The organism is Aquimarina algiphila, assembly GCF_007489275.1.
GTDB classification, from domain to species: Bacteria; Bacteroidota; Bacteroidia; order Flavobacteriales; family Flavobacteriaceae; genus Aquimarina; species Aquimarina algiphila.
In genome coordinates this window covers 26,293-37,990 of record NZ_VLNR01000085.1, presented here as the reverse complement: position 1 = coordinate 37,990, position 11,698 = coordinate 26,293, and the positions used below count along the sequence as shown (strand labels likewise).

Below are 11,698 nucleotides of genomic sequence, written 5' to 3'. Positions count from 1 at the left end.
TACAAGTTATTTAATACACACACTTTTGGGGGTGGGTCAATTTAAACAAGAATAGGTGGGTCAGTTTAAATAGGATTTACTGGGTCAATATAATAGGAATAGGTGGGTCAGTTTGGCAAGAATTTCCAATAAACCTCTATGGGTTCTAGAAGCCCTAATGCTACCCTTCTTTGATCTACATTGGCAGGATCTTGAATAGGGTGAGGGGCGCCTTGTCCCATACTTGCTCCATAGGTTTGTTTCTGCCAAATATCTCTTGCTATCCTGTCATTGAGCTCTGCATAATGATTGGGATCCATATCTCCTTTTTTCATTGCTTTTTTGATTAGGGATAGGCATTTTTGTTTAAAAAAAACATCGGGGTAATGTTGTGGTATTGCCCAACTGATTTTTGCTCCGTCCTCTCCAACAAGTTCATTTCCGGGCCAACCATGAATATCAATTATACTATCGAGCTTATTTTTATTTATTTCCCATCGATCTTCGACAGCTTTAAAAAGTAATTGGTATTCCTCTACAGAAGCATTACTATCTAGAGATTTTGTTTTTTCTTCGTATTGAGATAATGCAAGTTGATCCTGTGCCCACATTTCTTCCAATTCTTTTAATAACTCAGGATTTTTAATGGACTGTGTATATTTCTTTCTATTATTACTTATAGTATGTAGTAGCGTATTCCATCTTGAGTCGTTTCTTAGGCTGGATAAGCTTGGATAGGTGGCCGTCAATACAGAATCTCTAAGTCCGGCTTGTATCGCTTTATGTAATGATTGAAAGGCTTCTTCATTTTTGTTTTTGGTAGAATACACCGTTGCTGCCATAAAGTAGATCTCCCAGTTTTTTTTGGGCATAAGCTCTGCTGCTTCATATAGTTGATTAGCAGCTTCAATACTTTGACCATCATTTAGAGTTCTATATGCATTGATTAAACTACGTACCCATTTTGGATTTTGACCGCTAGTAGTATATCCTTCCTTACTAATTTTTTCACTTTCTTTTTTAGGTGTGTTACAACCGAAAATCAAAATCAAAAGGCATATATATACTGCGGATAATGAATTGTTTTTCATACTATTTAATTTAAATAACACTAACAAAGGAAGGTAATGGTTATTTAAAAAAATAGAATAGAATTTGCTTTTGAAATAAATTTAATGATAAAAGAATTGTTCTTTTATAATCTTTCCGTTTGCAACTTCATACACAATAATTTCGTCTATACAGACATCGGTGTTATTTACTAATGTGACATCAGTTATCATTCTTATGCTAAAGTGATTTGAACTCACTAAAGGTTTAGAAACCTCAAAACGATTCCATTGCTTTATATTCGAAAGAAATGTCTTTTCTTTCTGAATCATGGCTTTTAAACCAATTACAGATCGTTCCTGATACTGTTCTGGTTCGATATTTACTGCTTCCAAAGCAAATAACTGCTCTTGAGCCTCTAAAAACTTTTTTTCTTTTAGTAAATCTACGAGTTGATTAGCTATTGTAATAGTCATATGTTGTTTTTTTCAGATTGCTTAAAATAAGGAGGTCTCCAGATAAGATTTCCAAAAATAATTCTGAATCTATCTTTCCATGTATTACATTGTTTTACATCCTTCCAGATATTTTTGTATTCAATAAAATTAATTGTGATGGGATTATTAGTGTGTATATTTTTTGTGAGTCCATAAACTACTTTTTCTTCTTCTCTTTGAAAAGTTCCGAATACCTTATCCCATAGTATGAGAATTCCGCCATAATTCTTATCAATATAGATATCATTAGAACCGTGATGTACTCTATGTACAGAAGGAGTATTAAATATTTCATCGAGCCATCCAAGTTTGACAATTCTTTCTGTATGTATCCAGGTTTGATATTGGGCTACAAAAACTAAACACACTATAGCCTGAAAAGGATTAAACCCTATCAATATCATCGGAATAAGAAAAATCCATTCTATTGCGCTTTCGACAATGCTTAATCGCATTGCTATAGATAAGTTATAGTCTTCTGAGGAATGATGTACACTATGATTTGCCCATAAAATACGATGTTCGTGTTCTAATCGATGCATCCAATAGTATGTAAAATCGGCAACTAATATACCTAAAGCCCATGTCCAATTATTCATTTCGATCTCAAATGGAGAAAGATGATAAAAGGGTAAAAGGCAAATGATTCCTATAGAACCCAAAATTGTTTTTTCTAATAATTGTCCAAGAAAAAAGATAATAATGTTTGCTCCGGTATCCTTCCACCTGCGTTCTTTGGCAGTAAAAATATCCAGAAAAATTTCGAACAGAGTAAGCGTAATATTTAGAATAAAGAAATATCCTATATATGTCAATACTTCCGAATTTTCAAAAAGAGTTATTATTTCTTCGATATTCATAATTTATTTTTATTGTTTTTTTGAGGAAGAAAATATAAGAACCAAAGGAACCACAATAGGCTTAATAATTCCCAGACAGAACCATTACCATGATAAAAATCGATTACATCTTGAAAGGAGTAGAAACCAATACATCCTAAAACTCCTAAATACCAATGCTTTTGAAATGTAAGATTATTCATATTATTCTTGCTTATTAAGCAAAAATAATAGGAAGATCAATCTGTGTGTTTGTCAATTTTGGACAATCCTTTATTTAATAGGAATATAAATTTCGGTCAGTAATTGATCTGCGGGAGTATCGGTTTCATCATTCAGGAAAAATTCTATAGTTGGTTTGTCAACAAGTTCGAATTGTATGTCGGTCATCCAATGGGTATAGATATAATCATAAGTAATTAGAGAATCTTCATGACTGCCTTTATGGAGGAATTTGATATACTTTTGTGGTGCTATTGTTTTGGTTCTAAAAAGCCCTTCTACCTCAAATTTTAATGGTAGTTCTATAACAATTGCAGCATTATATCGACAATGAATTGTGTCGGTAATATCATTATCATCCAAAATCTCTGCCATGCAAATAGTATCATCATCGATAAGATTATTTTTTAAGGCATAATCAACAAGTTGTTCCCAGGTATTTTTGATACCATCGATATTTTCATAGGTCCCATGATAAGTCAAGTAAAGAATATCAAGACTTGGTAATTCTTCTATTTCAAATGTTATTGAAGGTTTTTTATGTATGTAATCTGTATCAACAGCTCTTTTTTGTATTTGCAGTTTGAGTTCCTGAGTTTCTCTAAATTGAGAAGGAGAACAATTAAATTGATTTTTAAATGCCTTGCTAAAGGCTGCAATATCGCTATACCCAATATTAAAGGCAATATCAGAAATAGAAGTGTCAGAATACTTTAGATATTGTGCTGCTTTTTCAAGCTTGATCCTTTTGATATATTTTCCTATGGTTTCGTGGTGTAGGGCAAGAAAAATTCTGTTGATATTTCTATAAGAGTAAAATGATACTTCTTCTATGTCCTTGATGGTAATATCTTCCTTAAATCTTTTGTCCAAAAAGTTTAATAGAGATTTATATCTTTCGAGTTGTGTAGGATTACTCATTATATATCGTTTTTAAGAAAGATACGAATAGAATATCATTTGATAGTTGTCTGTTTTGGACAGTTATGAGATAAATATTTATATACTTCGCAGACCAAATAGACCTGCGAAGTCCTGAATTTATAATTAGAATAGAAATCTAATTTTGTTCTATTTGTTTTATTATTTCTGAAATAGCTCTGTCTAATTGTGGTTGAGTACCCTCCATTCGATTTTTAAATGTTTCTTTTATATAGATATCTGGTGCAACTCCAGTCTTTTCTAAATTTTTACCATCTAATGTATAACACCCCCATGAAGGTAAACGATAAAATGAACCGTCAACGAGTCCTTTGCCAGAAGTAAAAATAATCCAACGATAGGACTCTGTTCCAATAACTTTACCTAACCCCAGTTCTTTAAACCCTGCAGAAGTCATTTCTGCATCACTCAATGTCTGCTCATTGATTAGGATTATTATAGGTTTTGCTGCTGGTCCAAAATTTGGTTGTGAAGTCGTTTTCCCTCCTCTATATTTCCATTTGAGATATGGTTTTTGAGATAAGAACTGTAATACTTCATCATGAACATTCCCACCTGTATTGTTCCTTAAATCCAGAATCAAAGCATCCCTCTTATACCCTTCAGACACCATTTCTTTTTTAAAATTAAGGAGTTCATTACCACCCATGTTTTTCATATGAACATATGCAATTTTTTTATTACCTTTTTGGTCAACATATGCTTGATTATTATCTACCCATTCGTCATAAAGTAACCCTCTTAGGCTGTTTGATTGGATCGGGTGAAGATCTACAAGGATTTTTTGAGCATTACGTTCAAAAGTTAATCTTATTTCCTTATCCAAAGTGGGTTGAGTAAAATAAGATTCACGATTGTTTTTTGGATTAATCTTTTGAGTATTCACTTGCAGTAAACGATCTCCAGGGAAAATGTTTTTATTTGCTACATCTGCAGGGCTATCGGTAATAATCCTTTCAACCAGATATGGATCTTTTTTTGAGAACACAATCCCAGTAGCCAGTGTGTTAGTTTTGTAAAAGCCTTCCTCTTCTTTACCTGTTGATCTAAAACCGAAATGTGACGTATTAAGTTCACCCAACATATCGTTAAATAATAGCCTTAAATGAGAACGATTACTAATATAGGGGAGGTATACTTCATACTGATTTTTAAGCTTTTTCCAATCTTCTCCATGAAAATCACCATCATAAAAATTCTCTTCAAAACCAGCCCAGGCTTCTTGAAACATTTGTTTAAATTCATTGGATAATGTTTTTCTAAATTTAAAGTCGATTTTTATTTTTTCTACTTTATTACTTTCGATATCCAGAGTATGAATGTTACCATCTAGTAGTATATAATGTTTTTCTTTTCCAGAAGCAATTTGAAAATAAGAGATTTTATGATCCCCAACTTTTTCGGTTTTGTTTTCTTCAAAGGGTTTAATAGTTGTTTTCCATAATTTGGTATCTCCTTCATCATGATTAGATACATAAAAGATGTATGAAGTTTCTTCTTTATCAATTACATAAGCCCCACCTTGATAACCAAAAGATGGACTTATACGCTCAATACGATCCATTAACCCTTTTTTGTTGATATTGATTTTAATAGCTTCGATTTTATCTTTTGTCTTCTCTTTTTCCTTCTCCTCTTCATTATCTTTATTTTCTACAAAAAGTTCTTCGAATTTCTTAAAAGTATATGGGGCTTCATACTTATCTAATGGCATTCTATAAATATTAGCTTCATTTAATCCATAAGGATAACTGGGTTGTGTTGGATTGGAATCAAAATAAATATACTTGCCATCTTTTGACCAAAATGGACTGTTTTCGGTTACTCCCGTTTGAGTTAGGTTTATTATTTTTTTTGATGGTATGTGATAGGTGAAAATATCATTCTCAAAATTGCGAATTGCATTATATACAATGTACTCATCATTAGGAGAAAACCTTGGTTGTGGAGCATATAAAGCCCAAAATTCATCTTTTACGGCTGTAGTGCTTTTTAGGTTTTCGAGATTGAGAATCCGTAATTCGTCTCTACCGCTTATGTATACTGCTTGTGTATGTTTGGCACTTATTTCGATATTTACATTGTTTCTTAAATCAGAAGTGACTTGTTTTGCTAAACTTTTTCCTTCGGCAGAAATGGTGAACAAATTAAGGTAACCACCATCAGTTTGATTAAATAGCAAATTACGATTATCCTTTAACCATTTTACTTCTACTACTCTTTCTTCTGAGTTAGTAGGTATTTGTTGAATAAATTTGCCTTTTATATCTGAAACGAATAACTGACCTCTAGACACAAAAGCTATTTTTTTGTTATCAGTAGAAATATCAAAATATGAGATTTTATCTTTAACCTGAAAATCCTGGGTTTTACCTAATGTGTTGTTGAGATAGATACGTATAGGGACTTTTTTTGTCGTATTAGTAGTGATATTATACAAATGGATTTGATAATCCTTTATAAAAACAATATTTTTTCCATTTGCACTTACATGGGGTCTTTTGATAGAGGTTTCAAATGCAGTAAGTCTTGTTTTTTGATCACTTTTAAAGGTGTACAGATTATACTCACCATTATCTTCATCAGAAACAAAATAGAGGTTACCATTTTGATCTATAGTAGTCCAAAAATCTTTTCCTCTATAGGAAGTGTATTGTTTATATTCTTTTGTTTTTGGATTATAAGATTTAATGTCTGGATTGTAATCTCCTTTATACCGTTTTCTATGGGTGAAGTTTTTACTCTCCCAACTCTCATTAAAGAAGATTTCACCAGTTTTTGGATGAGCTTTTACATTATGCATGGTATTAAAATAATGATTAAATAAACGATTAGGAGTTGCTCCTTCAATGGATACTTCATAACCACTAAACCGATTTTCTCTGGAGGAGGTGAAATATATTTTTTTAGAATCCCAAGACCAACTATCCATATCATCTGAAGAATCATGAAAGGTAAGTTGCCGAATTTCTCCACCATTCATTGGCATAATGTAGATATCTTTATTCCCATATTGAGTGGCGCTAAATGCTAACCATTTTCCGTCTGGAGAAACACTAGGTAGTGTTTCATTACCCTGCATACCGGTTAATCTAGATGCTTCCCCTCCTTTGGAAGGAACTTTCCATAAATCACCATCATAACTAAATATTATAGTTTGACCATCTGGAGTTAACGTAGGGTCCATGGTGAAATAAGCTTCTTGAGAATATATTATCAACGTACATACTAAGCAAAGAATTGAAGTTAAAATTGATTTGATCATGAAGAAGTTTTTGATTGAAGGAGGAAAGATACTAAACTTGAGCAATATTAATTTTAGAATAAAACGTTAAAAAATAGATGATTGTGTTGATGTATAAGCAGAATAGGAATTTCATTATTTCTATAGGTTATATTAAAGAAATAAATCATTTTGTAATGATCTTAAAAAACAATAAATTTGTCAAACTTTGACAAGTCAAATGAAAGAAACTTTTGGAGAATATATAAGATTACTTAGAACAGAGAAGGGTTTAACGTTGACTCAGCTAGCTGCTCAATTGGATCTGGACTCTGCTAATCTCAGTAAAATTGAAAATGGAAAACGCGATTTTGATGAGAAGAGACTTGATAGATTAGCAATGGTTTTTGAGTTAAACCCAAAAGAATTGCACAATGAATATATAAGTGATCGACTTGCAAAACAGATCTATGAGATGAATTGTTCTACAGAAATTCTAAAAGTGGCCGAAGAAAAGGCAGAATATCGTAGAACATTAAAAAAATAGCAAAGATGATTTGAATTTTACTCCTAAAATACTGAGGAGTATTTTTAAGATAAGATATTTTTCTTGATAAGAGTTACATTTCCTACCCGGTAATTCTTGTTGGTATTTCTGACCATGCGAAATAATAAAATATAAACTAATGAAAATAGACCTAGAAACTCTGAATTTTCCAAATTTTAAATTGTCAACACATCAGGATTTGATCTTGTTTTTGATTAGAAATGAATTACTAGGAAATAGGTTTATGAATCAATTGAATACATTAGGCTTTGACACCTCTTTTTTTAATGTAGAACTTGGCACGGCAATTTTATCATTAATTGGTTTTGATAATCGAACCGATATCTTATTAGAATGGTATCATAAGACTTTAAGTAGTTATTCTATAAAGGTAAACGCAGAAGATAGTGCTGCTACAGACGAAGTTGTTTTTGATTTTTATATAGCATTACGAATTAGACTTCAGACTCAGCAAAAAAATATGCTTTAAGGCCAATGCCAGACTAAAAACTCAGTTTTTTTTCATATTTTCCAGAAACTCACCCATTTTTTGATGTACGATCTGTATTGCTTTTAAAGGACGAATCATAACTTTAATGTCTGCTAATTTTCCATCTTTATCAAAAGTAAGCATATCTACACCTTCTACAATTACTCCATCAATCACAGTAGTAAATTCAAGAATACTATGCAGTCCATTTGTTATTTCACGAACATATTGAAAATGGTCATTGGCAATAATATTACCAGCGGCAATAAGGTACATACACACAATTTTCTTTCCTTTTTGAGGAGTCCAGACTACTGGCGAATGTAATACAGCATCATCTGCAATAAGGCTTTCTAAGGCAGCAAAGTCTCGATTTCTAACAAATTGATGCCATTGTGATAATCCTGTTGAGGTACTCATAAAGTACTTGTTTTATTGGTTTTCATCATTAATTAACTTGCTTCCAAACATCTCTATTTGTTCTATAATAGGTAGAATTTCTTTACCGATAGTTGTCAAAGAATATTCCACTTTAGGCGGAATCTCTTTATACGCTTTCCTGTTTAAAATTCCATAAGCAGTTAAATTTTTAAGCTCCTGAATTAACATTTTTTCGCTAATGGCAGGAATCAATCTTTTCATTTCACCAAACCTTTTCTTTTCTTCTCCTATTTCGTGTACTATTTGTAACCTCCATTTTCCTCCAATAACCTTTAATGCTTCTTTTACAGGGCAAACTTCAATATTTTTTTCATCTTTTTCCATTGATAACATTTTGATAATCAGTATTACATACTTTTATGTAAGTACCATACATAAAGGTAAGTACTTGTGAAAAATGCAGTACTGCTGTAATTTTGCCAAAGATATTAAAAAAATCATGTGTCGTAAAGACACCTAAAAAAATAAATATTATGAAAATTTTTGTTTCCGGAGCTTCCGGGTTTCAGGGGGGTAACATTGCACAACAGTTGATTGCAAAAAATCATAAAATTTCTACGCTTAAGAGGACAATAGGAGAAGGAGTACCGGTGAGAGAGGGAATAGATATAATAGAGGGAGGGTTAGGAGATAAAGAAGCTCTGAACAAAGCTTTGCAACATACAAATGTTGCTGTGTATACGTTTCCGCTACTTTTTGATATGAAACTTGCAAAAGAATATACATCGAATTTTATTGCTGCAGCAAAAGAACAAAAGGTTGATCTTGTTATTTTTAATGCAACTTTTGATTTACCAAAGGAAGAAACAGAATTATTGGCGCTTAATCTAAAGGTAGAGATGAAAAGGTTATTTGATGCCTCAGGGTTAAATGTAATCACCTTAGTACCGGATATTTATATTGATAATCTGGCAGCACCATGGTCTATCCCTGTTATTTTAAATGATAATATCTTGCCTTATCCTGTTACTTCTGGTACAAAAGTTCCATGGATAAGTCATATAGATTTAGCAAAATATGTAGTATCTGCTATCGATAAACCTGAATTAGCAGGTCAGACATTACCTATTGGAGGCAATTTATTTACTGGAGAAGAAATCGCAGCTGCAATTTCAGATAAGATCAAAAAACCAGTAAATTTTGTAGGAGTATTACCTGATGATTTTGAAAAACAACTTGCTCCGGCATTTGGAGAACTTGCAGCAAGAGAAATCTCTAATTTATATCGTTATGTAGAGCAAAACCAAACAGAATTTTTGAAAAAAGATTTTAAAAATACAAATAAACTTTTATCTGTGACACCACAGACACTTGATGAATGGGTTGATTCTGTGAGTTGGGCTAACTAACCTTTCAAAAGTCTTATTGTGATCAGTGAGGCTTTTTTTATTTTTCTGTCTTGTCCTAAAATAAGTTGACACAAAATTGACTTATTTATGAAACATTCAGAACAACCAAGGAAGAAGCGTACACAACGAGATTACAATTTAGGCTTTAAATTGGCAATAGTTGCCCAAGTTGAAAAAGGTGAGCTGACCTATAAGCAAGCCCAAAAANCATGGTACCTTAGACTGGAGTAAACCAATTCAACACCAAATGCCAAAATCAAAAGAAACACCAGCACAAAAGATCAAGCGATTAGAGCGTGAGCTTTCGGATGAAAAACTCAAAAATGAGATTCTCAATACCATGATCGATATTTCAGATAAACAATATGGTACTGGGATCAGAAAAAAGTTTTTACCCAATCAATCCGATGCATCCAACAACAAAGACCAATAAGTCTGTCACGTTGTTGTCGATTGTTTGGGATCAGTAGACAGGCAATCTATCAATCACAAAAGCGATCACTGGCTCGTAATAAGCAACTTAGTCAGGTAAAACATCTGGTACAACAAACTCGGATGGATATGCCTAGATTAGGCACTAGAAAGCTATATTTTTTATTAAAACAAGAGTTTGATCGTCAAGGAATTAAAATAGGGAGAGATGCCTTATTCGATTACCTGCGTAGTGAATCCCTATTGATACAACCTAAGAAAAACTATACAAAAACCACAAATTCTAAACATTGGCTTAGAAAACATCCTAATTTAATGAAAGATACTAGTCCTTCAAGACCTGAAGAGTTTTTTGTTAGCGATATCACCTATATTAAAAGCAGAGAAAGAACTCATTATTTATCATTGGTTAGTGATGCTTATAGTAGAAAAATAATGGGCTACCACCTTAGTGATGATATGAGTGCAGAAAATGTGGTACAGGCCATAAAAATGGCAACTCATAATAGAAAAACTACTAAAGATCTGATACATCATTCCGATAGAGGTTTACAGCATTGTTCTGCCACCTATCAGTCAGCATTAAAAAAACATAAGATAATTCCATCAATGACCGATGGGTATGATTGTTATCAAAATGCACTTGCTGAACGAATCAATGGAATATTGAAAGGTGAATTTTTAATCAATATCTGTAATAATGGAACAGAACTCAAAAAATTAATAGAACAATCCATAGAAACTTATAATAATAAAAGACCACATTGGAGTCTTAATTTAAAAACACCTAATTTTGTACATAACAAAAAATCCTGTGAAGCTAGCTTCACAGGACTAAATTAAATATCGTAAAATTGTCAACCTATTTTAGGACGACTCATATGAATAACTTTATCTTAACCTAGAGATATGTGCCTTTAAGATTAAAACTCTAGTTATTTTTTATTTGCTTCTTTGATATATTTCTGAAGCGCCATTGTCATTGACGGAGTCTCTGGTGTAGGAGCTTGAATATTAACAATCAAATTATGCTCTTCTGCAGCTTTTACCGTCGAGTTACCAAAAACAGCAATTCGAGTATCGTTTTGTTTAAAATCTGGAAAATTCTCAAATAATGATTGTATTCCAGAAGGACTAAAGAAAACCAAAATGTCATAAAATACATCTCTTAGATCAGAAAGATCACTTACCACAGTTTTGTAAAAAATCCCCTGTTTCCAGTCTACTTTTAGATTATTTAAAGTGTCTGGAATTAAGGGTTTTAACTTATCAGAAGAAGGTAATAAGAACTTTTCGTTTTTATACTTCTTGATTAGTGGGGATAATTCCTGAAAAGTACGTTTTCCCACGTAAATCTTTCTTTTGCGGTATACCACATATTTCTGAAGATAATAAGCTACAGCCTCACTTTGACAGAAATACTTAAGTGTATCAGGAACCTTAAAGCGCATTTCTTCAGCTATTCTAAAGAAATGATCAACAGAGTTACGGCTAGTAAGAATAATAGCAGTGTATTGTGATAAATCTACTTTTTGCAATCTTACTTCCTTTGCATCAACTCCCTCTACATGAATGAAGGGGATAAAGTCAATTTTTACCTTTTCCTTTTCTTCTAAATCAAAATAAGGTGAATTTTCCACTTTAGGCTCCGGCTGTGAGACCAAAATTGTTTTCACTTTCATATATA

At 32.3% G+C, this 11,698-nt stretch carries 12 protein-coding genes and 1 pseudogene; 4 read left to right on the top strand and 9 right to left on the bottom strand.

The window, feature by feature from the left end; genetic code table 11:
- Positions 1 to 107 precede the first annotated feature (107 nt).
- The 6 genes from FOF46_RS27060 to FOF46_RS27035 all read right to left on the bottom strand — a co-directional run bounded on the left by FOF46_RS27060 (position 108) and on the right by FOF46_RS27035 (position 6,794).
- Positions 108 to 1,070, bottom strand: coding sequence for a DUF6624 domain-containing protein (locus tag FOF46_RS27060; RefSeq protein WP_143918642.1), 963 nt, complete (start codon positions 1,068 to 1,070; stop codon positions 108 to 110).
- A gap of 81 nt (positions 1,071 to 1,151) precedes the next feature.
- Positions 1,152 to 1,505, bottom strand: coding sequence for a SnoaL-like domain-containing protein (locus FOF46_RS27055; RefSeq protein ID WP_109436152.1), 354 nt, complete (start codon positions 1,503 to 1,505; stop codon positions 1,152 to 1,154).
- Positions 1,502 to 2,386, bottom strand: a complete 885-nt coding sequence (locus tag FOF46_RS27050) for a sterol desaturase family protein (RefSeq protein WP_109436151.1) — start codon at positions 2,384 to 2,386, stop codon at positions 1,502 to 1,504. Before FOF46_RS27050 ends, FOF46_RS27055 begins: the two co-directional genes overlap by 4 nt.
- On the bottom strand, positions 2,383 to 2,568 hold the full coding sequence (locus tag FOF46_RS27045) for a hypothetical protein (RefSeq protein ID WP_109436150.1): 186 nt from the start codon (positions 2,566 to 2,568) through the stop codon (positions 2,383 to 2,385). Before FOF46_RS27045 ends, FOF46_RS27050 begins: the two co-directional genes overlap by 4 nt.
- A gap of 70 nt (positions 2,569 to 2,638) precedes the next feature.
- Positions 2,639 to 3,508, bottom strand: coding sequence for an AraC family transcriptional regulator (locus tag FOF46_RS27040; protein WP_109436149.1), 870 nt, complete (start codon positions 3,506 to 3,508; stop codon positions 2,639 to 2,641).
- Positions 3,509 to 3,647: 139 nt separating this feature from the next.
- Positions 3,648 to 6,794: a S41 family peptidase gene (locus FOF46_RS27035; protein ID WP_143918641.1), complete on the bottom strand. Its 3,147-nt coding sequence runs from the start codon at positions 6,792 to 6,794 to the stop codon at positions 3,648 to 3,650.
- Between the two features lie 199 nt (positions 6,795 to 6,993).
- On the opposite strand from FOF46_RS27035, the gene FOF46_RS27030 reads away from it, so the two are divergent.
- Positions 6,994 to 7,299: a helix-turn-helix domain-containing protein gene (locus FOF46_RS27030; RefSeq protein ID WP_109436148.1), complete on the top strand. Its 306-nt coding sequence runs from the start codon at positions 6,994 to 6,996 to the stop codon at positions 7,297 to 7,299.
- A gap of 139 nt (positions 7,300 to 7,438) precedes the next feature.
- Positions 7,439 to 7,789, top strand: a complete 351-nt coding sequence (locus FOF46_RS27025; protein WP_143918640.1) for a hypothetical protein — start codon at positions 7,439 to 7,441, stop codon at positions 7,787 to 7,789.
- Positions 7,790 to 7,810: 21 nt separating this feature from the next.
- On the opposite strand, the gene FOF46_RS27020 is transcribed toward FOF46_RS27025, so the two are convergent.
- Both FOF46_RS27020 and FOF46_RS27015 read right to left on the bottom strand, forming a co-directional pair.
- A complete protein-coding gene (locus FOF46_RS27020) occupies positions 7,811 to 8,209 on the bottom strand; it encodes a nuclear transport factor 2 family protein (RefSeq protein WP_143918639.1) in 399 nt (132 codons plus the stop codon).
- A 12-nt stretch (positions 8,210 to 8,221) separates the two neighbouring features.
- The gene (locus FOF46_RS27015; RefSeq protein ID WP_143918638.1) at positions 8,222 to 8,554 is read right to left on the bottom strand and encodes a winged helix-turn-helix transcriptional regulator; all 333 of its coding nucleotides are present in this window, start codon (positions 8,552 to 8,554) and stop codon (positions 8,222 to 8,224) included.
- Between the two features lie 149 nt (positions 8,555 to 8,703).
- Here FOF46_RS27015 and FOF46_RS27010 point away from each other — a divergent pair, with 149 nt between their 5' ends.
- Positions 8,704 to 9,579 (top strand): SDR family oxidoreductase, encoded by an 876-nt coding sequence (locus FOF46_RS27010; protein WP_143918637.1) that lies wholly within the window; start codon positions 8,704 to 8,706, stop codon positions 9,577 to 9,579.
- Positions 9,580 to 9,666: 87 nt separating this feature from the next.
- Positions 9,667 to 10,854, top strand: a pseudogene (locus tag FOF46_RS27005) (IS3 family transposase).
- A gap of 92 nt (positions 10,855 to 10,946) precedes the next feature.
- On the opposite strand, the gene FOF46_RS27000 reads toward FOF46_RS27005, so the two are convergent.
- Positions 10,947 to 11,693, bottom strand: coding sequence for a uroporphyrinogen-III synthase (locus FOF46_RS27000; protein WP_109434377.1), 747 nt, complete (start codon positions 11,691 to 11,693; stop codon positions 10,947 to 10,949).
- Positions 11,694 to 11,698: the final 5 nt, after the last annotated feature.

Coding starts and splice junctions, on each gene's coding strand:
- FOF46_RS27060 (WP_143918642.1), bottom strand. CDS start 1,070: ATGAAAAACAATTCATTATCCGCAGTATATATATGCCTTTTGATTTTG.
- FOF46_RS27055 (WP_109436152.1), bottom strand. CDS start 1,505: ATGACTATTACAATAGCTAATCAACTCGTAGATTTACTAAAAGAAAAA.
- FOF46_RS27050 (WP_109436151.1), bottom strand. CDS start 2,386: ATGAATATCGAAGAAATAATAACTCTTTTTGAAAATTCGGAAGTATTG.
- FOF46_RS27045 (WP_109436150.1), bottom strand. CDS start 2,568: ATGAATAATCTTACATTTCAAAAGCATTGGTATTTAGGAGTTTTAGGA.
- FOF46_RS27040 (WP_109436149.1), bottom strand. CDS start 3,508: ATGAGTAATCCTACACAACTCGAAAGATATAAATCTCTATTAAACTTT.
- FOF46_RS27035 (WP_143918641.1), bottom strand. CDS start 6,794: ATGATCAAATCAATTTTAACTTCAATTCTTTGCTTAGTATGTACGTTG.
- FOF46_RS27030 (WP_109436148.1), top strand. CDS start 6,994: ATGAAAGAAACTTTTGGAGAATATATAAGATTACTTAGAACAGAGAAG.
- FOF46_RS27025 (WP_143918640.1), top strand. CDS start 7,439: ATGAAAATAGACCTAGAAACTCTGAATTTTCCAAATTTTAAATTGTCA.
- FOF46_RS27020 (WP_143918639.1), bottom strand. CDS start 8,209: ATGAGTACCTCAACAGGATTATCACAATGGCATCAATTTGTTAGAAAT.
- FOF46_RS27015 (WP_143918638.1), bottom strand. CDS start 8,554: ATGGAAAAAGATGAAAAAAATATTGAAGTTTGCCCTGTAAAAGAAGCA.
- FOF46_RS27010 (WP_143918637.1), top strand. CDS start 8,704: ATGAAAATTTTTGTTTCCGGAGCTTCCGGGTTTCAGGGGGGTAACATT.
- FOF46_RS27000 (WP_109434377.1), bottom strand. CDS start 11,693: ATGAAAGTGAAAACAATTTTGGTCTCACAGCCGGAGCCTAAAGTGGAA.